This is a genomic window from Bacillus sp. HMF5848 (assembly GCF_003944835.1).
Lineage (GTDB): Bacteria > Bacillota > Bacilli > Bacillales > HMF5848 > HMF5848.
The window spans coordinates 3,525,432-3,546,483 of sequence record NZ_RWIV01000001.1 but is presented as its reverse complement, the minus strand read 5'-3'; the positions used below and the strand labels follow the sequence as shown (position 1 = coordinate 3,546,483).

Sequence of the window (21,052 nt, the reverse complement as noted above, 5' to 3'; positions counted from 1 at the left end):
CTTTAGTATTTCCATAAAGGTAAATAATCAAATCATGTTTGCTTGAATGTTTAATTACAACAACTCATATACATAGGTTTAGAGGGAGGGATATTTCGATGATCGAGGATATTTCAAAGCACTATGACTTGACGCCTCATCACATAATGCGTATTGGTGAGTATGAAGGTTTCCGTGAAAGAAGTACACTATATATTATTATCCCTATTCAACAAATGGACCAAAAAGAATTGCAAGAGTTAATTCTTTTGAGTGAATATATGGGGCGTAAACGTCAATTTCATGTTGCTACGTTCGTGAAAAATAAAAAAAATAAATATCTCAGCAAAGTTCAAGATCGGACAATTGCATTATTGCAGGTACCGTATACGGAAGAGAGTAGGTATAGTAATGTAAGCACAAATTTGGCACGATTTCATAAGGTAGGAGCTCGATACCCATACGAAGTTACTTCGTTAAATAGATTAGGGTATTGGAAGATATTTTGGGAAAAAAGACTGGACCAACTTGAACAGGTCTGGAGACAGGTTATCGCCAAAGGTCCAGTTGGATCATTTGAAGTGTTATTTGTGGATGTTTTTCCATATTATATGGGATTAACTGAGAATGCAATCCAATATGTTGTTGATACTGAATTGGACATTGCTCCTACAGATGTAGATGTAGGAACAGTATGTCATCAACGTTTCACGAGAGATATTTTAAATATTACGTATAACCTACCTGTTGATTGGGTGTTCGACCACTGTAGTAGGGATTTAGCTGAATGGATTCGACATGAAACTATTCACAATGATCAAGTTAATAAAGATATACAATCCTTTCTAATTGAATATAATCAGCAAAATCCACTTTCTCCATTTGGATGGCGTTTATTATATGCGAGAGTTCTCTTCCCGCTCACTTTTTTTACAAACGTCGAAAATGGTTTAATGGCGCCAGAAGAATCTCGTGGCGCATATGAAGATAACCTGCGCAGACTTATTGAGAACAGTGACAAGCATGAGTACTTTTTAGCATATTTTTATGAAAATATGCTTGTACCTAGGAAGCAATGGAAGATACCTTCTATTCAGTGGCTCACCAAATAATGTGGTGAACTTTTTTTTTTTTTTTTTTGAAAAGTGTAGTCAATTATGATCTGATAACGTTTACATGATAGAATGTAGTAAAAATTACTATTGTCACATATATGTATACGGCTTATAATGTACACTATAGAAAAACAAATGTATTTTTGGAACGGACATTTAAAAAGGGAGTGACAGCTGATGAAGGCAATATCTGTTGGATTATTAGGGTTAGGAACTGTAGGTAGTGGTGTTGTAAGAATAATAGAGAATCATCAAGATCGTCTATTGCATCAAGTAGGCTGTCCCGTTGAAATTCGCAAAGTATTAGTACGTAATATGGATAAGCAACGCGATGTGCATGTGGATACTGAGAAGATAACAACAGATGTTTATAATATCATCCAAGACCCTGAGATAGATGTTGTGATTGAAGTGATGGGCGGTATTGATGACACAAAGGAATATTTATTAAAAGCGCTACTGTCAGGAAAACATGTCGTGACGGCTAATAAAGACTTAATGGCAGTGCATGGTTCTGAGCTGTTAAGGGTTGCAAAGGAGCAAGGGTGTGATTTATTTTATGAGGCAAGTGTTGCTGGGGGAATTCCTATTCTACGGAGTCTTGTTGATGGCCTTGCATCTGACCGCATTACAAAAATGATGGGGATTGTAAATGGAACGACCAACTTTATTTTAACTAAAATGATGAAATACGGTAGTTCTTATGAAGAAGTATTAGCCGAAGCACAAAAGCTTGGGTTTGCTGAAGCCGATCCTACATCAGACGTGGAAGGCCTTGATGCTGCAAGAAAGATGTCTATTCTTGCCACACTAGGATTTTCGATGAACATTGACTTAGGTGATGTTACGACGGTTAAAGGTATATCTAAAATATCAGAAGAAGACCTGCAATATAGTAAACAGTTAGGCTATACGATGAAATTAATTGGATTAGCTGATCGGAACGGGGACAAGGTTGAAGTAAGTGTCGAACCAACGTTATTACCTGATTCTCATCCTTTATCCTCTGTAAATGATGAATACAACGCAGTATATGTATATGGTGAGGCCGTTGGCGAAACGATGTTTTATGGCCCGGGTGCAGGTAGTTTGCCAACAGCTACAGCAGTTGTATCCGATTTAGTGGGAGTTATGAAGAATATGAGATTAGGTGTGAATGGAAGCTCACTTGTGACACCTCAATTTCCTAAGCAATTAAAAGAACCGTCTGAAATCTTTTCAAAATATTTTGTACGGATACATGTTAAGGATGAAGTCGGTGCGTTTGCTAATATTACAGCTTTATTTGCGGAGAGAAATGTTAGCTTTGAAAAAATACTTCAGCTCCCACTTAAGGATAGTGACCTTGCTGAAATTGTCCTCGTTACTCATCGTGCTTCGCTACATGATTATGAGGAGATTATGCAAATGTTGCGTGACATAGAGGTTGTAAAGGATGTTAAGAGCTCATATCGTGTAGAAGGGAATTTATCATGATGAAACTTTGGAGAGGTCTACTCGCGGAGTATAAAGAGTTTCTGCCAATAACAGAAAATACGCCAATGCTGTCTTTAAATGAAGGGAACACACCATTAATTCGTCTGCATACTTTATCTGAACAATTAGGTATAGATTTGTATGTAAAGACAGAAGGGGCAAATCCAACAGGGTCATTCAAAGATCGTGGTATGGTAATGGCTGTTGCTAAAGCAAGCGAAGAAGGCAGTGACACAGTAATTTGTGCTTCAACTGGAAATACATCTGCAGCAGCTGCGGCGTATGCAGCCCGACTCGGGATGCGATGTATTATTGTTATTCCTGACGGTAAAATTGCTATGGGGAAGCTTGCTCAAGCTGTTATGTATGGGGCTGAAATCTTTGCAATTGAAGGCAATTTTGATCATGCGCTGAAAATGGTTCGAAGCATTAGTGAGCATGCTCCTGTTACCCTTGTAAACTCAGTAAATCCATACAGAATCGAAGGACAAAAAACAGCAGCATTTGAAATATGTGATCAATTAGGGAAAGCACCTGATATATTAGCTATTCCAGTAGGAAATGCAGGTAATATCACAGCGTACTGGAAAGGCTTTAAAGAATACAACGAGCAAAAGCAAACAGGTTTACCGCAAATGAGAGGGTTTGAAGCAGAAGGTTCTGCTGCGATTGTTCGAAATCAAGTTATTGAAAATCCAGAAACAATTGCTACAGCTATTCGAATTGGGAATCCAGCAAGCTGGCAATATGCTGTAAATGCAGCTTCAGCATCAAAAGGGGCTATTGACGAAGTAACTGATGAAGAAATTTTAGCAGCATATAAATTAATTGCTCGTTCAGAAGGTGTATTTGCAGAACCAGCATCATGTGCTTCAATAGCAGGTGTTTTAAAACATATTAAAACTGGTGATATCAAACAAGGTAGCACTGTTGTTGCTGTTCTAACTGGTAACGGCTTAAAAGATCCTAACGTTGCTATCGATCATGCTGCTGTAAAACCAATTGTGTTACCTAATGATGAATCTATCGTAATGAAACATATTCTACAAGGAGTCGCTTCGGTGTGAAAGATCATGAAAAATTAACCATTATTGTCCCAGGTTCTACAGCTAATTTAGGGCCAGGTTTTGATTCGGTTGGGCTTGCTGTTAACCGCAAATTAATATTAAATATCGAGAAAAATGAGACGTGGGAGTTTGTACCAATATGTAGTGAAGTATCGTCTATACCATCGGGTTCGGACAATTTAATGTATAAGGTTGCACATCGGCTAGCCGCAAAATATGATGCTATACTTCCTCCTTGCCGTGTTGAGGTGTGGAGCGACATTCCTCTTGCACGTGGTTTAGGAAGTAGTGCAGCTGCTATTGTTGCAGGGATTGAGTTAGCTAATCAGCTAGCGGATTTGCAACTCACAAATAACGAGAAGCTCAGGTTTGCGAGTCTTTATGAAGGTCATCCCGATAATGTGGGCGCATCATTATATGGTGGGCTTGTAATCGGAAGCCATCATAAGGATGAAACATATATGTTACGTGTCAATCAGTTAAATGTGGAAATAATAGCGGTGATTCCACACTTCGAAGTTCCTACGAAGGTAGCACGAAGTGTATTGCCTACACAGTTTTCTTTTGAGAAAGCAGTTGAAGCTAGTGCTATTGGCAATGTATTAGTAGGTGCCTTACTAATAGAGGATTGGCAGCTGGCGGGGAAAATGATGGATAAAGACTTGTTTCACCAACCATATCGTACTACGTTAATTCCACAAATGACGCAAATATTCTCAGTTGCCAAGCAAGCAGGAGCGTTTGGTGTAGCGTTGAGTGGTGCCGGTCCCACAGTTTTATGCTTAGCGGAGAAAGGAAAGGGCATGAGTATTGCTAAAGAGCTAAGAAGTTGTTTAGACAGTTTTGATGTGCATGAGCTAGAGGTTGACTTAGAAGGCTGTGTCGTCAAAAAAACAGCTGAGTTATTGCATGGAAGAGCTGAAAAATAAAAAAAAGCGGCCAAATTGGCCGCTTTTTCAATATGCTCAAATTAGAATACTTGTTCAACTTCTACAACGCCCGGAACTTCTTCAAGAAGTGCGCGCTCAATTCCAGCTTTTAGTGTAATTGTTGAGCTTGGGCAAGTTCCACAAGCACCAAGAAGGCGAAGTTTAACGATTCCATCTTCTACATCAACTAGTTCACAATCTCCTCCATCACGTAGAAGGAATGGACGTAATTTGTCAAGCACGACTTGTACTTGCGCAAATAATTCTTTTTCTGACATGCGTATCGACTCCTTTCTTTCTATCCTACATTATAATGTGAAATTGTAAAAAAATCTATCATGAGCATTTATATATTACTTGTGCAATTTTTTCCGGTACAATACGTGTATGTAGAGTACATTAAAAATACTTGGAGGATTCCTATGGTTAATAAAGAGCTCGACATTTATGTGTATGGGGCTGATGTTTTATGTCCTAGTTGTGTAAATCTACCTTCTTCAAAGGAAACATACGAATGGCTACAAGCCGCATTAACAAGAAAATTCTCTAATCAGCCTTTTACAATACATTATATTGATATATTTAACCCACCTGATACATCAAAGCAAGAAGAGTTTGCGAAGCGTGTTATTGATGAAGAGCTATTTTATCCTATCGTTGTTATTGAAGATAAAATAGTAGGAGAGGGAAATCCTAAGCTAAAAACAATTAGTTCCGAAATGGAAAAGTACGGATATAAATCGCTATAACTATATCGTAGTTGAAAAAATTTGTTATTTGTAATAGCATTCATTATTGAGGTGACAGTTATGATAAATCCTATTGTAGAATTTTGTATTAGTAATCTTGCCAATGGCTCGCAGCATGCAATGGAGGTTCTTGAGAGAGATCCGAATGTTGATGTAGTAGAGTATGGGTGTTTAAGTTATTGCGGAAAATGTGCTCAGTCACCTTACGCTTTAGTGAATGGTGATACAGTGACGGGAAAAGATGCAGAAGATTTGCTTGAAAACATATATAAATACTTGGACGAGAATCCAATGTTCTAAAAGAATGCGACACGAGTTGTGTCGCATTCTTTTAATAATATTAAAGAGCGGATATTTTTTACTTAGAGTATTGCCTTGATCCGATGCCAACAGCCCGCGGGAAAAATACAACTCAAATTTCTCCTGATTAAAAGGTAGTCGCCGCTGGTAGTCAGGTCTTCCAACGGTCTACAAGGTCTAGTGTCGACAACTCAACAGGACAACGCTTTGTCACTGATGGGCGCATCTTGAGCTAATCGTTGTTAAGCGTGTTTTGCGCTTTTTTCCCTACTCCAAAAAACGAGCAGATGAATGCATTCTTTTTTAGCACACATCTTAAGTAGTTCACTTTATGCATATGATTTTTGTTGATCCTGCCGAATGTCATACCAACGCTCACGAGCTAATTCAACAATCCTTTTTTCATGTGTTTCATCTTTCATAGCAATTGCCATTGAGAAATATTGAGTGGCTTGTTTATAATCTTGTAAACGCCGATATATTTCTCCAATCAAATAAACAACACGTATTTCTGACATGTCGGATTTTTCTACGTTCTCTTTGCTATAGGCATTGACATATTCAAGTACAGAAATCTTTAAAAACTTCAATTCATCTTCCTTTTGGTCAAGTGTGCGGTAAATCCATGCTAGTCTCATGTAAAGTCCAGCTTTTGTCAAGTGTTTTTCTTGTTTTAAGCTGGCTGCCAAAATGGCTAATTTATATGTATTGATGGCTTCATGAATGCTTCGTTGTTGTCCATATTGATACTGAACATTCCAATTTGATGAAATTTCCTTTTTTATTATTTCAAGTGCACCAGGTGGAAAGTAAGCATCAAATTCATCAGACTGAGAGAAGCCACAGGTTGGACAAACACTCACATAATAAAAAAGTGGATTAAGATGGTCAGGCTCATAATACGAACAAAAATCAGTATCATGTTTATACGCTCTAATAAATCGTGACCGAATTCGTTTAGTTTGGTAAGTATTTTCACACGCTAGGCATTGTATGTCTTTGTCGTATAGTGGTTCTAGCATTGTAAGGTGCCCCCTTAAATTGGTTAGGTCTTTAGTTGCTTGCGCTTTAATAGTTCTATTAGCATACATTTATTATACCTCATAGTTCAATAGTATGTTCAAGGAAAAATAGAGAATAATAGAGTTAATTGCAAAAAAACACTTTAAACAGCGTGTATACAGGAACAATATGAGCGTATCTACTAACGGGACTTTAGAACCTGTGAGGTGTGATGCAGACATTTCCTGTTACTTTGCTAAGGAGAAAGTCTTCAAAAAAAAAACAAAAGCTTCTCCTACTTTTTAGGAAAAGCTTTTGTAATTAAGAAAAACGGGGGATGACTATATTGTTGCCGGTATAAGAAACATGTATACTTTGTTTATAAAAAATTTTGTAATAGGTGATTACATGAATCAATTTAAATTTACGAAAATGCACGGTTTGGGAAATAGCTATATATACGTAAATATGTTTCAAGAAAATATTTCAGAAGACATGTTGTCTGAAGTAGCGATAAAAGTAGCGAATATGTATACAGGTATAGGATCGGATGGCTTAATATTAATAGCTCCATCGAAGCTCGCCCCTGTAAAAATGCGAATTTTTAATAATGATGGGTCAGAAGCAAGAAATTGCGGGAACGGCTTACGTTGCGTAGCAAAATATGCATATGAAAATGGTTTAGTGAATGAGACAACGTTTTTCATAGAAACGTTGTCAGGGCTTGTATCAGCCGAAGTTCATCTTAATGATAATAAAACTGTAAGTGAAGTCACTGTTGATATGGGAAAACCAGCTTTAGAACCACAAAGCATACCGTTTCTTGGGAGCGATGCTAAAAGCATGATTGATGAACCAGTTAAGTTCGTAGAAACCGAGCTACGTATGACAGCTGTATCCATGGGGAATCCTCATGCTGTGTTTTTTATAGATAATATTGATGACGCCCCTTTGTATACATTGGGTCCTATTATTGAGAAAGATGCTAGGTTTCCAGAGGGCGTTAATGTAGAGTTTATTCAAGTTGTGAATGATACTGAGATCAATTTTCGAGTATGGGAAAGAGGATCTGGTGTGACACAGGCATGTGGTACCGGAGCTTGTGCAGCTGTAGTTGCTTCTGTATTAAACAATAAAGTTAAACGCGACTCAGCCGTTGTAGTGCACCTTGAGGGAGGCGATTTAACCATTACATGGACAAAGGATGGGCATGTAATGATGACAGGACCCGCCGAAACAATTTGTACTGGAACATATTATTATTAAGTAAATATAATCACAAGCTTTGCATGAAACATATATACTGACTATACTAATAATAAGAAGAGTTAAGGGAGGCGTAAACATGTCTGATTTAATTAAAATTTCTGAAGCAGCTGGCTTTCAAATAAAAGATATGCTTAAAGAAAGTGGAGAAGAGAATCCAATGCTTCGCGTCGCAGTAAAAGGTGGGGGCTGTAGCGGCTTATCGTATGGAATGGGCATTGAAGTTGAATTGAGTGATGACGATATTACGTTTGAGCAACATGGTATAACAGTCGTAGTGGATAAAGAAAGTGCTCCAATTCTTCAAGGTGTGGAAATTGACTACAAACAGTCCATGATGGGCGGCGGATTTACTATCGAAAATCCAAATGCGATAGCTTCATGTGGGTGTGGTGCTTCGTTCCGTACCGCAACAAATGCGGGTACACCTGGGGATTGTTAAATTTTTATAGCATTGTATGCCTTAGAGAGTATTAAGTTAAGCTCCTAATACACAAAAAGAGAGTTGTACATGTATTGTCATGTCAACTCTCTTTTATATATATTTTGAGCAAGAGTACTAAACCTCGACTCTGTGGTTCATTTTTAAAAAAATTCTAGAACATAGAAGAACTATGCATTGGCTGTAAACGAGCTTTAGGATCAATAAGAGCTTTTGCGTTATTTACAGCTGTTGGTGCTTCACCAAAGCCACAAGCGATAAGCTTAACTTTACCTTCGTACGTACAAATGTCACCTGCAGCGTAGATACCCTTTACGTTTGTTTCCATCTTTGAATTAACAACGATAGAATTTTTCTCAATCTCTAAGCCCCAATCTTTAATGGGACCTAATGACGATACGAAGCCAAAGTTTGTAATGACTGCGTCGACATCTATTGTTTCACGAGTGCCTTCTTTAGCATGCTCGATAACTACTTGTGTAATTTTGTCATCATCACCGATAAGCTCGGCGGGGTTGTATGGTGTTTTTACTTGTACTTTAGAATTTATCATACTTTCCACGCTGTGTTCATGCGCTCTAAACTTATCGCGACGGTGCACAATTGTAACACTTTCAGCGATAGGCTCTAACATAAGCGCCCAGTCTACTGCTGAATCTCCTCCACCAAATAGAACAACGCGTTGGCCTGCAAACTTGTTGAGGTCATCTACAAAGTAATGTAAATTTTTCCCTTCATATTTAACAGCGGTATCTAACTCAAGACGTCGTGGTTGAAACGCTCCGTTCCCAGCTGTAATAATAACAGTTCTGGTAAGGTGCTCTTCTTTATTTGTTGTTAATTTAAAAAGGTTTTCTTCTATCTTTTCCACCTTTTCCACGGCTTGCTCAAGGCATATAGTTTGGTCGAACTTGCTCATTTGATCTATTAAATTGTCAACTAACTCTTGTGCACGAACTTTAGGAAACCCAGCTACGTCATATATGTATTTCTCTGGATAAAGTGCAGATAGTTGACCACCAAGTTGAGGTAAGCTTTCAATTATTTTAACAGAAGCCTGTCTCATGCCACCGTAAAATGCAGTGAATAACCCAACAGGTCCTCCCCCAATAATGGTAATGTCATGTATTTTTTTATCCTCGCTCACTCCGCATTCCCCCAAAAAGTATTTTAACTGATTGTTTGACATGTACATTATACATGAATATGTCAATAAAGTGAAATTTGCAATAACTTATAGTTGCTTTTGTAGGTACTTTGTATGAATTTTTCGACTTATAAAAATAAGACTTTTTTAGTTGAAAAATAAATCGAAAAGGAATAAGATGTATTGTATACAATATGTTAATTTTCTATGACAAATATGGTAATTTTTTGTGAACGAGTAAGTGAATGATTTCACAAACTGAGATAGAGTTTATATTTAAGGTTTTATACAGAATTAGGAACTTCTTTCACATAGTGCATTCCATTTGTATTTGATTGTGAAACTATTTACGTACTAATGAAAAATATACTTCATCTCAGGGGAATTTCATAGAAAAGAAATAAATTAAACGCATTAGGAAAAAACTAATCAAAAAGCAAAGGTGGAAATGAGACGGTGAGAAAGCCAAATGTAGTAATCTTAGGTGGCGGTTACGCAGGGTTAATGACAGTGACGCGCTTACAAAAGCAATTAGGTGTAAATGAAGCAAACATTACATTAGTTAACAAAAACGAATATCATTATGAATCAACATGGTTACATGAAGCATCTGCAGGGACAATGCATCATGATCGTGTTCGGTATAGTATAGCAAGTGTAATTGACCAAAATAAAGTCCATTTTGTAAAAGATGCAGTTACTAGTATTGATTCTTCCAATAAAAAGGTAATTCTTGAAAATGGAGAACTTTCCTACGATATTCTTGTTGTTGGATTAGGATATGAAGCAGAAACATTTGGTATTAAAGGTTTAAAAGAGCATGCCTTTACAATCGCTAACGTAAATGTAGCTCGTCAAATTAAAGAGCATATAGAGTATCAGTTTGCAACATACAAAGCAGAGGTTGAAAAAAGAGAAGAACGTTTAACAATTGTTGTTGGTGGCGCTGGGTTCACTGGTATCGAGTTTCTTGGAGAACTTGCTACTAGAATGCCAGAACTATGCCGTGAATACGATGTTGAGCAAGAGAAAGTACGTTTAATATGTGTAGAAGCAGCGCCAACTGTATTACCAGGATTCGATCCTGAGCTTGTGGACTACGCTGTTGAGCACTTGCAACGCAAGGGTGTTGAATTTAAACTAGGCACAGCGATTAAAGAATGTTTTGAAACGGGTATCGTTGTATCTAAAGAGGATGAAGTAGAGGAAATCAAAGCCGGCACGGTAGTATGGGCAGCAGGTGTGCGAGGCAATAGTATCGTTGAGAAATCTGGCTTTGAAGCAATGCGTGGTCGCGTAAAGGTAGAGAAAACACTTTTAGCACCTGGGTTCAAGGATGTATTCATTATCGGGGACTGTTCACTTGTTATTAATGAAGAAATTAATCGACCATATCCACCAACAGCGCAAATTGCTATGCAGCAAGGTATCACATGTGCAAAGAACATTGCCGTTTTAGTACGTGAACAAGGACAAATGGAAGAGTTTGCACCTGATATTAAAGGAACAGTTTGTTCTCTTGGTGAAGATGACGCTATCGGTGTTGTATTTGGTAGAAAATTAAAAGGTATGCCAGCATCAGCTATGAAGAAGGTTATTGATAATCGTGCTTTGTTTATGGTGGGAGGACCAACTCTCGTATTGAAAAAAGGTAAATTTAAATTTCTATAAATAGTAGAGGGTAGCAACGTAACAGTTGCTACTTTTTCTTTTGATAAAGTACAATATTTTATGGTGATGAAGAATGAAACAACAAAAAAGAGGACAAGTGTGGTTAGCTGTTGCTGGTCTAGTGACAAATTTAAATGGTGAATGGCTCGTTGTGAAAAAGACATACGGCGGTCTAAAGGGAAAATGGTCATTACCGGCAGGTTTTGTTGATAAAGGAGAAACAGCAGATGAAGCAGTATGCCGAGAGGTTAAGGAAGAGACAAATATTGATTGTGTAGTAACAGGGTTAATTGGTTTGCGTACCGGTGTGATACAAGAAGAAATTAGTGATAATATGATTGTATTTTCACTTGAGCCGAAGCATGAAATTATACAAGTGGATGTTAATGAACTATCAGAGGCGAAGTTTCTAAGCAAGGAAGAGTTGCTAGCAGATGAAACTACATCAGAGTTACTTAAGTATATGCTCACGTTGAACAATTTGACTAATAAAGCAGTGCATGAACATTTAGATCCAGGAAAAGAGTTTGGATACACGGCATATAAATTATTTATGTAAATACTAGATATTTTATAAAAATAAGAGTATTATCGTGAAAATCGTTAGTGTTTACGCTTACATGTATATATTTTCTTCTTTTCAAATAACTAAGAACATGTTATTATTATCAGAAAATTAAGTATTTTCAAAAAGGGGAGAGCGATATGTGTAGCCGTGACCGTAACTATTCAGAAAGATGTCCGTATTGTGAGGGAAAAGGATATTTTCAACTAGTACTTGGTGGATCAGAAACATGTTCTTGTTGCGAAGGAACTGGGACACAGAAAGAGAGACATGCAGCGACTACAGGACCTATGTAAAAGTCGAAGCATGAGGAGACGATTGTAAGACCTCTTGGAATGACTTATAAAAAGCATCATTTTATCAATGGTGTCTTTTCCCGTCTAGTGAACTTCGCCCTATCTCCTAACGATAAGTCATCAACGAAACGCTGATGACTTTGAAATTCTTTTGTCTCACATGACACAGATTACTGTCTAGCTTCGCGCCTAGCCAGTTTTTCATCTATGAATAATCATCCTTGAGTATCTTGTGAAAAGCATGATATGAAATATGATGCTTTTCACAGCTCTAGGTCTTAAACCGTCCCCCTCTGGAGGAAGACTCTTCCTACGGGGGACTTCTTAAGCTGGGCGGGGTTGAGCAAGGCGCTTGAGCTTTTGTTACGTTAGCAGTACTACTTATTAATATGTTGACTGTTTTTCAAACTTTCAGTACACTTTATTTGTGTGTATTGGAGGTGGCTTGTTTGGAAATCCCAATTTTTATTATATCGATTGTGTTATTTTTTGTTCTTTTTTACGGGATAGGTTTTTTACTAAATATGGTTTTACGTATGACTTGGGTGATGGCTTTTATATACCCTGTAATTTTCATTTTAATTGTGAATAAGACAAAAATGATAGAGTATGTAAGATCACCTGAAGCAGCTTTCTCTACAATCATGATAAGTATTACGTCGTTAGCACCTGCAGATATAATTATTTTGCTAAGTGGATTTATTGGAGCGATTATGGCTGGTATAACAATTAAATCTTTACGAGCAAAAGGTTACCAAATGTTTTAGAACTAGAGGCTACGTGAGTGTGTATAGCGCACTTATGTTGGTCTCTTTTTTACGTTGTTAGGTGGGAATTTCATCATTGTGATGAGCATTTTACAAAAAGAAACAAATAAGTCATTGCGAGTTACCATAATCCTTTTTTCACTCTCATGTATATTTCTTTGTCTTTTTGGAAAGAAATAGATTCGTGAGAGGAGTGTTTAACAAATTATGAGAATAGTAACAAATGTTGCTAGAAGGCTCGTTATGTCGCTTTTGGTTTGTGCCGCTTTATTCACAACATTCGGTTCTTTTTCAAATGTGGAAGCAAAAACTTTAGGAGAATGGCTTCGTGAGATAAATACAATTGAACCTTTTCACGCATTAGGACCAAGTTTTTTTGTGAACGAGCATAAACCAAAACGAACAAGGTTTTTTTCATTCAAAGGTTTCCAAAAAGTAAGTCGTGAGGCAACACTGATTTCCTCTGAGGTTGAAACAGCATCGTTAAAATTGGAAGATGCTATAGACTGGACGAGATATCCTAAATACAGTGTGACAGCTACTGGCTACACTGCTGGCTACGAATCCACAGGAAAGCATCCAGGGCATCCACAATATGGTATAACATATTCCGGTGTCAAGGTGCGCAGGGACTTATACTCAACTATTGCGGCAGACTTACGTGTTTTTCCTATTGGCACAATCTTATTTATTCCTGGTTATGGATATGGAGTTGTAGCGGATAAAGGAGGAGCCATTAAGGGAAACAAAGTGGATTTGTATTTTGAAACTGTTAAGGATGTGTACAGGCAATGGGGGAAAAAGGATGTTGATGTATACGTTGTTAAAAAAGGTGCTGGCAAATTAACTGAACATGACTTGATGTTACTAAATGAAAATGAAACAATGCAAGTGTTTAGACAACAATATTTAGAAGCGAAAGATGGATAATGAAAAGGGCCCAAAAAGGGCCCTTTTGCTATTTCTATAATCATTTCTTAGCCTATTTTACAACATATATAAATAGTGTAAAAGTAACGTTAAAAGTATACCTTGTAATCCTCCAAAGAACACCTCGATAGGCTGATGACCAAGTAACTCTTTTAACTCTTTACGTTTTTCTTGTTCCGGTTTTTTAGGCCACATTTTTGCTTCTTCTAAAAAATAATTAAAATCATCGACAAGTTTATTTAATACCGTTGCTTGCTCACCTGCATGACGTCTAACACCGGTTGCGTCAAACATAACAATTATGGCAAAAACAGTTGAAACAGCAAATATTGATGAGTCCAATCCCTCTTGAAGGGCTATTCCGGTCGTAACGGCTGTTACAGCTGCAGAATGTGAACTAGGCATGCCACCAGTGCTAGTTAATAAGGACCAATCAATTTTTCTTGTTGCAAAAAACTGTATGGGTACTTTTATAAATTGCGCGAAAAATATTGATGCGAGTGCCGCCCATAAAGGGAAATTAGAAAACATGCTCATAACTTACGTATAACGTCCTTTCTTACAAAATCATTTTTTATTACATAAAAGTGAGAATAAGTCATATTTATAAAAACACTTAGAATAGCACCATGCTTCTAAATGTTTGCTATACTTTTCTCACACCCTTTATTTTAAGGAGGTAGTAAGGAATGGAGAGTTATCCTTTAGAATACTACCAATTCTTCGTTTTATTTAATGAAGGAGATTATTACACCTCTCACGATTTACTAGAAGATATTTGGTTAACAGATCGAAGTAATTTGTTTATTAAAGGTCTTTTACAAATGACAGTCGCCCTTTACCATTATAGTTATGGAAACATTAAAGGCACAAGATCAATGTTAGAGACAGCGTACGACTATTTAGAAGAATACGAGCCCTTTCATTGGGGGGTTGATGTCATTCACGTAAGATTATTTATAAAAGAATGTCTTTCTATTATACCACACGATCTTAATAATGTTTCACATAAAGAAATTAACAACTTACCTGTGTTACCTGAATTGATTTTATATATGAAAGACGATTTGTAGTAGCGCTTGCGTCTTGCTTGCCAATTTGTTAGTTTTCTTTATAATGAAACTATCACATATGGAGGTGATTGAATGTTTAATATTGAGGCAAATTTGCAAGCTGATAAACAATATGATGCTATTGCTATCGCTGTTTTTGACACAACAAAACCTTTACAAGGTACACTTCTATCTTTAAATGATATGCTTAATGGACAAATTGAAGCGCTGTTAAAGGATGGAGATGTGTCTACTAAAAAGAATAAGATTACTAAAATACATACGTTAGGGCATACTCATATCAAACGTTTATACTTTGTAGGGCTTGGCAAACAGGAGAAAGTAAGCTTTACATCTGTTCGAGAGGCATTTGGTAGTTTATTTAAGACACTAAAAGCAGAAAAGCGTACAAACATTGCGATTGATTTAAGTACTTTTAGTCAAGATAACCTAGAATGGAACGATATTGCTCATGCTCTTGGAGAAGCAATCCCGACGGCAACCTATGAGTTTGAAGGTTACAAAAGAAAAGCCAATGTACCTGATTTTTCTTTAGAATCTATTGAGATAATTGCGGCAGAGTGTGATCACGAGGAGCTAAAATCAGCTCTTGAGGTAGGCTATGTGTATGGAAAAGCAACAAATTCGGCACGTACACTGATTAACTTACCTGGTAATATGTTAACGGCTACAGATTTAGCAGAATATGCTACAACTCTTGCCGATACATATGAACTTGAGCTTGAAATTTTGGAGAAAGAGGACATGCAAAGGCTAGGTATGGGCGGCATATTAGCTGTAAACCAAGGCTCTGTTGAACCGCCAAAGCTCATTGTTTTAAAATACCAAGGAAAAGAAACATGGGACGATGTTATTGCATTTGTAGGTAAAGGCATTACCTTTGATACAGGCGGTTATTCTCTAAAGCCTCGTGAAGGCATGGTAGACATGAAAACGGATATGGGGGGAGCAGCAACTGTACTAGGAGCGATGGAAGCAATTGCTGAATTAAAACCAGAGCAAAACATTATTGCCATTATTCCATCAACAGATAATATGGTTAGTGGGAATGCGTTCAAACCTGATGACGTAATTACAATGTTGAATGGAAAAACGGTAGAAATCCTGAATACTGATGCAGAAGGTCGTCTTGTATTAGCTGATGGTATTACTTATGCAAAGCAGCATGGTGCAAACTACATAGTAGATGTAGCGACTCTCACTGGGGGGGTTATTGTGGCGTTAGGTAACGACATTACCGGTGCTATGACAAATAATGAAGCCTGGTATGAGGAAGTACTTGAAGCATCACTAGAAGCTGGTGAAGATATTTGGCGTCTACCTATAAATGATAAGTTCAAAGACCGAGTTCGCAAGAGCAAGGTAGCTGATTTAAACAACTCACCTGGTCGTGATGGACATGCAATATTTGCAGGTACATTTCTAGGCGAATTTGCAGAAGAGACACCTTGGGTTCACTTGGATATTGCAGGAACGGCAACAACTAAGTCTGAATATCCTCTAGGACCTTCTGGGGGGACAGGTGCTATTGTTCGTACATTAGTAACACTGGCTGAAAGATTTGGGAATAACGAGTAATAAGAAAACAGGATTGAATTATCAATCCTGTTTTTCTTATTACTTTTATTTATCCAGATACACATAATTTAACAGAGGCTAGCGAAAATTCCCCTTTAAAATCCTTGATTTAGTTGGAGAGGTTCAAGCGGCTGTCGTTTTTGTCAGCATATTAGATTTTTGTAATGCCTTATATATGCGGGGAGCAATAACTGCTGCAAATATAGTAAATGCAAGGTCTTTAGCTAGGAAAAGTGTCATCCATGACCATGCTACTGTATAGGATACAAGCTCGACACCTTTTGGAAGTGGCGCCCATAGCTGATAGGCAAAGTACATCCAGTTAGTACCAATTACATAATTTAGAGCTAATCCTACTAGCGTAGCTATGATAAAAGTGAGTAATGATGGCTGTTTTACACGCTCAATAATAAGACCTGTGAAAAAGGCTGCAAAAATAAAAGATACAATAAATCCGAAGGTTGGGGAGATAATAGTATCAAACCCGGAGCTGAATCCTGCAAAAACAGGAACTCCAGCTAGTCCAATTAACAAATACACAGTCATAGATACAGCTGCCAAGCGACTTCCTAATAATGCGCCTGCTAAAATGCAGAAAAAGGTTTGCATTGTTAATGGTACGCCACCGATTGATAAGAATGGAATCCAGGATGTGATATTAGCGCCTATCGCCATCAATGCAGCAAACATACCGGCAAGTGTCATGTCAAGTGCTCGTAGTTTCATGATCATAAACCTCCATTTTTAAATATTCTGTTAAATAAATATTACAGCTTTTAATCAATTAATGTCAACTGACTTTTCATTTAGGTTAACAAAAAGATTTTGTAAGGAGGAATTCAATGTCTGCTCAAGTTGGAGATATGATTAAGGTTAAAGTAGGGGAAAAAAAAGGAAAGCGTGGACAAGTAGTGACTGTAAGAGAAAACTCAGTTATTGTTGAATTTGGAACAAATGAAAAAGGTGTACCGATTCGAACTGTTGTTAATCATAAAAATTATATTAGTGAATAACTCCACGACTTGTTGTGGAGTTTTGTTTTTAAAGAAAAAGCTCTGTTAAACTTTGTTGTTGATTTTCGCTACATTGCGCTCGCTTTCCGCGGGGTGGCCGTGAGCCTACTCTGCGCATGCGCATGCGGGGTCTCACGCCTGCCACTACATCCCGCAGGACGTTGAATAGGCTTCTTTTGGCCTACATCGCACGAAGAAAATGCGATAGCATTTTCGAGGAGTCTCGCGCATTTCGCTGCTATCAACAATATTCAACAATCAACACTCACCTTTAACAGACATCCCATGCAAATAAATTGGCACATATATCAATGAAATAAAAGTTATCCACAGTTATTTCAGGATAGAGCCAAAGAAATAAAGAGAAAAAAAGTGTAATAATTGTTTTGCAGTTAAGTTATCTAACTTATGGGGAAAGAATATCTGTAAGTGAACTCACTCATATCCATAAATTTCACAGCCTATGAAGGTTGAAGAGCAATATACTTAAGAGAATAGATGCTTAAGTTTTGAGACGAAGTTAAAGTGAACTTCATTTTTTTACACTTTTCAGGTCTTGTTTCTGCGGCCAAGACGTCCTGTATTATAAACGTTAAAAAAAGTATAAGTTATTTAAGCGAGATTAGTGTCTAGATCCAGCGCCTAGCCAGTTTTTCATCTATGAATAATCTTCCTTGAGTATGTTGTGAAAAGCATGATATGAGGTCTTAAGCCGTCCTCCTCCGGAGGGAAGACCCGTCCTGCGGGGGACGTCTTAAGCTCGTAGGGCTGAGCAATGCGCTTGCGCGCGCTTTTCCTATTTCATGACACAAAATGATCAATAAGTTTATAGTGTTTTAATCTTTTCAATACGAACCTGTTGTGATAATGTTAACATTTGTAATTTACTTTGAGAGGACTTGTTCTTCATGAATAAAATGGACAATACGACCAAAAAGTTAACGTTATTTTCTTTAACATGGCCAATCTTTATCGAAGTGTTTCTTCATATGTTAATGGGGAACGCTGATACTTTAATGTTAAGTCAGTATTCGGATAATTCTGTTGCGGCAGTAGGGGCAACTAATCAAATTTTATATGTCATAATTGTTATGTTTGGGTTTGTTGCAACAGGCTCAGCTATTATTATTGCACAGAAATTAGGTGCGAAGCAGGATGCCTCTGCTGCTGAAGTGGCTGTCGTAGCTTTAGTGACTAATTTTCTATTTGGGATGGCATTGAGTGTCATTTTATTTTTTATGGGACAAAAGTTTTTAGTATGGATGGATTTGCCTACTGAGATCATTCCGGAAGCAAAGTCTTATATTTTAATTGTAGGAAGTCTTTCTTTTATTCAGGCGTTATTTATGACAGCGGGTGCTATAATACGTAGTTATGGTTACACTAAAGACACTATGTATGTAACTATCGGTATGAATGTACTGAATGTTATAGGAAATTTCATGTTTATTTTTGGCCCGTTCGGTATTCCTGTGCTAGGAGTAACAGGTGTTGCGATCTCAACGGCAGCAAGTAGGTTGATTGGCTTCATTATTATTATGATTATTATGTTTAAGCGTATAGAGCATCCACTCCCTTTCATGAGAGTTTTTAACTTGCCTATTCAGCACGTGAAGGATTTGTTGAAAATCGGTATTCCATCTGCTGGAGAACATTTATCATATAATGTTTCACAGATGGTCATTATGTATTTTATCGCAATGATGGGTACGGAAGCGATCACAACAAAAGTGTATACACAAAATATTATGATGTTCATTTTTTTATTTACCGTTGCAGTGGCACAAGGAACACAGATTTTGATTGGGCATATGGTAGGTGCGAAGAAATATGAAGAAGCATATAATAGGTGTCTTAAAAGCCTTCGTCTAACGATAGTAGTAGCCATTTTGCTAGCATTCATTTTCTCACTCGTATCTAAGCAATTATTACAAATTTTCACGACAAGCCCTGATATTATAACAGTAGGGGTAACATTAATATGGTTAACTATCCTATTAGAGCCAGGACGCGCTTTTAATTTAATTATCATAAATGCTCTAAGAGCAGCAGGTGATGTACGTTTTCCTGTATATATCGGAGTTTTATCTATGTGGGGCGTTAGTGTGACCATTTCATATGTGTTGGGGGTTACGTTTGGCCTTGGTTTAGTGGGGGTATGGATTGCACTCATTGTTGATGAATGGCTTCGTGGTATTATTATGTATTTTCGCTGGCGTTCACGTGTATGGCAAAAATACAGCTTCACTAAAACATCAGAGCACGCATCTTAGGAAAAACTTTAAAGTTGCAATTTACTATGCGTTCCATAGATAATAGGAGTGAAATAATTTACGCAAGGAGACTCAGTTATGGACCAACATTCATCCCGTAATTATACACCTATTATTGTTACGCTAACCATTGTTATTAATGCGTTAGTAGCTCTTTTGTTCTTTATGCCGAAGATTGAAATCTTCACACATTTTGACATCACAATATTTCCGTTGTTTAATGCAGTATTAAATAGTTTTACTTTTACTTTTTTAGTAGCAGCTTTAATTACAATTAAACAAAAAAATATTAAGCTGCATCGTCGTTTTATTTACGCTGCTTTTACAACAACAGGTCTCTTTTTATTGTCATATGTAACGTATCATGCGATGTCAGAATCAACACCGTATGGTGGAGAAGGTCCATTACGTTATATATATTACTTTATTTTAATTTCGCATATTCTTCTTTCAATAGCTATAGTTCCATTGGCGTTAACAACATTCTTTAGAGGGATTGCTAATAAAATTGACAAGCATAGAAAAATAGCAAGATGGACAATGCCAATTTGGTTATACGTGAGCTTAACAGGAGTACTTGTGTATATATTAATTTCACCATATTATTAAAAAAAACAGCTGATTTATAGCTGTTTTTTTTTATGTAAGAAAGTACTGCAATTAGATTTCGGTTTAGATCCAAAGGTCGATGAACTCTTCCGTGGATAAGTTACCTTGAAGGCTTGGAAAAAACATAATTTGAAAAATGTTACTTTTGCAACCAGTGATACTTCGCTCTTCTGCTTTATGATAAGTCGATAAGTCGAAAAGTTTGCTCTATAAAACAGTGCCTTTCTAGAATAGACTGTAGTATTTGTATACAACAGCAATTCACACAAGGTCGCGGAAAACTTGAAATAATGTGTGTAAAAATCAGCTTTATTCACGCTAATAAAAAGTTTAAATAGGGTAAATAATAGGTGATAGGAAAGGTGTGAAGAGAATTGAAACCGACTAAAAACAAAGATATTGAAATAGCGAGTCTTAAAGGAGCGAAAGAGGATAGCATTCATATTAGTGATGATTCAATTGGTTATGATTTAAGATTTTCAAAAAATACCGGTAAAAAACAACATAATAAATAGAGAGGGCTTTATGAGCCCGTAACAGTATGGTAAGGTAAACCATCTAAGAAATCTATAAACGAGTATTGTTTATTAGGGTACACATCTGCATCAATGCGATCCATCAATAGCTGTAAATAAACACTTATTTCATAATTTTTAACATTATCTTCATTATAAATAGGTACCTCGTTTATAATAATAGAGTTACCATTTTTATGTTGAAATGTTACGGTAGTATACATAGCACTGTTCCTTTTCTATTGTGTTTTTAAAGTGAACATTATTAGTTCTATTCAATTATATACTTA

Annotated in this window: 24 protein-coding genes and 1 pseudogene; 19 read left to right on the top strand and 6 right to left on the bottom strand. The window is 36.9% G+C overall.

Annotated elements, in window-relative coordinates; all coding sequences use genetic code 11:
- Nucleotides 1–98: 98 nt before the first annotated feature.
- The 4 genes from yutH (at nucleotide 99) to thrB (ending at nucleotide 4,566) form a co-directional block, all read left to right on the top strand.
- Nucleotides 99–1,091: a spore coat putative kinase YutH gene (gene yutH, locus EJF36_RS17045; protein WP_125907446.1), complete on the top strand. Its 993-nt coding sequence runs from the start codon at nucleotides 99–101 to the stop codon at nucleotides 1,089–1,091.
- 180 nt (nucleotides 1,092–1,271) lie between these two features.
- Complete coding sequence (locus EJF36_RS17040; RefSeq protein WP_185806947.1) at nucleotides 1,272–2,570, top strand: homoserine dehydrogenase; 1,299 nt, start codon at nucleotides 1,272–1,274, stop codon at nucleotides 2,568–2,570.
- Nucleotides 2,570–3,637, top strand: coding sequence for a threonine synthase (gene thrC, locus EJF36_RS17035; RefSeq protein ID WP_125908433.1), 1,068 nt, complete (start codon nucleotides 2,570–2,572; stop codon nucleotides 3,635–3,637). Before EJF36_RS17040 ends, thrC begins: the two co-directional genes overlap by 1 nt.
- Complete coding sequence (thrB, locus tag EJF36_RS17030; RefSeq protein WP_125907444.1) at nucleotides 3,634–4,566, top strand: homoserine kinase; 933 nt, start codon at nucleotides 3,634–3,636, stop codon at nucleotides 4,564–4,566. Before thrC ends, thrB begins: the two co-directional genes overlap by 4 nt.
- Before the next feature lie 41 nt (nucleotides 4,567–4,607).
- On the opposite strand, the pseudogene EJF36_RS17025 reads toward thrB, so the two are convergent.
- A pseudogene (locus EJF36_RS17025) lies at nucleotides 4,608–4,912 on the bottom strand (NifU family protein).
- Nucleotides 4,913–4,988: 76 nt separating this feature from the next.
- On the opposite strand from EJF36_RS17025, the gene EJF36_RS17020 reads away from it, so the two are divergent.
- Together EJF36_RS17020 and EJF36_RS17015 are read left to right on the top strand one after the other, a co-directional pair.
- On the top strand, nucleotides 4,989–5,315 hold the full coding sequence (locus tag EJF36_RS17020) for a YuzD family protein (protein ID WP_125907442.1): 327 nt from the start codon (nucleotides 4,989–4,991) through the stop codon (nucleotides 5,313–5,315).
- 60 nt (nucleotides 5,316–5,375) lie between these two features.
- Nucleotides 5,376–5,615, top strand: a complete 240-nt coding sequence (locus EJF36_RS17015) for a YuzB family protein (RefSeq protein ID WP_125907441.1) — start codon at nucleotides 5,376–5,378, stop codon at nucleotides 5,613–5,615.
- A 329-nt stretch (nucleotides 5,616–5,944) separates the two neighbouring features.
- On the opposite strand, the gene EJF36_RS17010 is transcribed toward EJF36_RS17015, so the two are convergent.
- Nucleotides 5,945–6,637, bottom strand: a complete 693-nt coding sequence (locus tag EJF36_RS17010; RefSeq protein ID WP_125907440.1) for a DUF2225 domain-containing protein — start codon at nucleotides 6,635–6,637, stop codon at nucleotides 5,945–5,947.
- A 388-nt stretch (nucleotides 6,638–7,025) separates the two neighbouring features.
- On the opposite strand from EJF36_RS17010, the gene dapF reads away from it, so the two are divergent.
- Together dapF and EJF36_RS17000 are read left to right on the top strand one after the other, a co-directional pair.
- A complete protein-coding gene (dapF, locus tag EJF36_RS17005) occupies nucleotides 7,026–7,883 on the top strand; it encodes a diaminopimelate epimerase (RefSeq protein WP_125907439.1) in 858 nt (285 codons plus the stop codon).
- A 79-nt stretch (nucleotides 7,884–7,962) separates the two neighbouring features.
- Nucleotides 7,963–8,325: a HesB/IscA family protein gene (locus EJF36_RS17000; protein ID WP_125907438.1), complete on the top strand. Its 363-nt coding sequence runs from the start codon at nucleotides 7,963–7,965 to the stop codon at nucleotides 8,323–8,325.
- A 154-nt stretch (nucleotides 8,326–8,479) separates the two neighbouring features.
- Here the strand turns inward: EJF36_RS17000 and EJF36_RS16995 are convergent, their stop codons facing one another.
- Nucleotides 8,480–9,472, bottom strand: a complete 993-nt coding sequence (locus EJF36_RS16995; RefSeq protein WP_125907437.1) for an NAD(P)/FAD-dependent oxidoreductase — start codon at nucleotides 9,470–9,472, stop codon at nucleotides 8,480–8,482.
- A 456-nt stretch (nucleotides 9,473–9,928) separates the two neighbouring features.
- Between EJF36_RS16995 and EJF36_RS16990 the strand changes: the two genes are divergently transcribed.
- From EJF36_RS16990 to EJF36_RS16975, 5 genes are all read left to right on the top strand, one after another.
- On the top strand, nucleotides 9,929–11,143 hold the full coding sequence (locus tag EJF36_RS16990; protein WP_125907436.1) for an NAD(P)/FAD-dependent oxidoreductase: 1,215 nt from the start codon (nucleotides 9,929–9,931) through the stop codon (nucleotides 11,141–11,143).
- 73 nt (nucleotides 11,144–11,216) lie between these two features.
- Nucleotides 11,217–11,702, top strand: coding sequence for an NUDIX hydrolase (locus EJF36_RS16985; protein ID WP_125907435.1), 486 nt, complete (start codon nucleotides 11,217–11,219; stop codon nucleotides 11,700–11,702).
- Between the two features lie 146 nt (nucleotides 11,703–11,848).
- Entirely contained in the window at nucleotides 11,849–12,004 is a 156-nt protein-coding gene (locus tag EJF36_RS21620) for a YuiA family protein (RefSeq protein ID WP_185806946.1), read from the top strand.
- 389 nt (nucleotides 12,005–12,393) lie between these two features.
- On the top strand, nucleotides 12,394–12,771 hold the full coding sequence (locus tag EJF36_RS16980) for a YuiB family protein (protein WP_125907434.1): 378 nt from the start codon (nucleotides 12,394–12,396) through the stop codon (nucleotides 12,769–12,771).
- A 207-nt stretch (nucleotides 12,772–12,978) separates the two neighbouring features.
- Nucleotides 12,979–13,701, top strand: coding sequence for a 3D domain-containing protein (locus tag EJF36_RS16975; protein ID WP_125907433.1), 723 nt, complete (start codon nucleotides 12,979–12,981; stop codon nucleotides 13,699–13,701).
- A 57-nt stretch (nucleotides 13,702–13,758) separates the two neighbouring features.
- On the opposite strand, the gene EJF36_RS16970 is transcribed toward EJF36_RS16975, so the two are convergent.
- On the bottom strand, nucleotides 13,759–14,238 hold the full coding sequence (locus tag EJF36_RS16970) for a divergent PAP2 family protein (protein ID WP_125907432.1): 480 nt from the start codon (nucleotides 14,236–14,238) through the stop codon (nucleotides 13,759–13,761).
- A 152-nt stretch (nucleotides 14,239–14,390) separates the two neighbouring features.
- On the opposite strand from EJF36_RS16970, the gene EJF36_RS16965 reads away from it, so the two are divergent.
- Both EJF36_RS16965 and EJF36_RS16960 read left to right on the top strand, forming a co-directional pair.
- The gene (locus tag EJF36_RS16965; RefSeq protein ID WP_125907431.1) at nucleotides 14,391–14,774 is read left to right on the top strand and encodes a DUF309 domain-containing protein; all 384 of its coding nucleotides are present in this window, start codon (nucleotides 14,391–14,393) and stop codon (nucleotides 14,772–14,774) included.
- A 72-nt stretch (nucleotides 14,775–14,846) separates the two neighbouring features.
- Complete coding sequence (locus tag EJF36_RS16960; protein WP_125907430.1) at nucleotides 14,847–16,352, top strand: leucyl aminopeptidase; 1,506 nt, start codon at nucleotides 14,847–14,849, stop codon at nucleotides 16,350–16,352.
- A gap of 123 nt (nucleotides 16,353–16,475) precedes the next feature.
- Here the strand turns inward: EJF36_RS16960 and EJF36_RS16955 are convergent, their stop codons facing one another.
- The gene (locus EJF36_RS16955; protein ID WP_125907429.1) at nucleotides 16,476–17,078 is read right to left on the bottom strand and encodes a biotin transporter BioY; all 603 of its coding nucleotides are present in this window, start codon (nucleotides 17,076–17,078) and stop codon (nucleotides 16,476–16,478) included.
- 116 nt (nucleotides 17,079–17,194) lie between these two features.
- Between EJF36_RS16955 and EJF36_RS16950 the strand changes: the two genes are divergently transcribed.
- The 4 genes from EJF36_RS16950 (at nucleotide 17,195) to EJF36_RS21615 (ending at nucleotide 20,762) form a co-directional block, all read left to right on the top strand.
- A complete protein-coding gene (locus tag EJF36_RS16950; protein WP_125907428.1) occupies nucleotides 17,195–17,365 on the top strand; it encodes a DUF2187 family protein in 171 nt (56 codons plus the stop codon).
- A 917-nt stretch (nucleotides 17,366–18,282) separates the two neighbouring features.
- The gene (locus tag EJF36_RS16940) at nucleotides 18,283–19,638 is read left to right on the top strand and encodes an MATE family efflux transporter (protein ID WP_125908432.1); all 1,356 of its coding nucleotides are present in this window, start codon (nucleotides 18,283–18,285) and stop codon (nucleotides 19,636–19,638) included.
- A 78-nt stretch (nucleotides 19,639–19,716) separates the two neighbouring features.
- The gene (locus tag EJF36_RS16935; protein ID WP_125907426.1) at nucleotides 19,717–20,247 is read left to right on the top strand and encodes a DUF420 domain-containing protein; all 531 of its coding nucleotides are present in this window, start codon (nucleotides 19,717–19,719) and stop codon (nucleotides 20,245–20,247) included.
- A 374-nt stretch (nucleotides 20,248–20,621) separates the two neighbouring features.
- Nucleotides 20,622–20,762, top strand: coding sequence for a hypothetical protein (locus EJF36_RS21615; protein ID WP_185807041.1), 141 nt, complete (start codon nucleotides 20,622–20,624; stop codon nucleotides 20,760–20,762).
- Between the two features lie 8 nt (nucleotides 20,763–20,770).
- Here EJF36_RS21615 and EJF36_RS16930 read toward each other — a convergent pair whose 3' ends face one another.
- Entirely contained in the window at nucleotides 20,771–20,986 is a 216-nt protein-coding gene (locus EJF36_RS16930; RefSeq protein ID WP_125907425.1) for a DUF2535 family protein, read from the bottom strand.
- Nucleotides 20,987–21,052 lie beyond the last annotated feature (66 nt).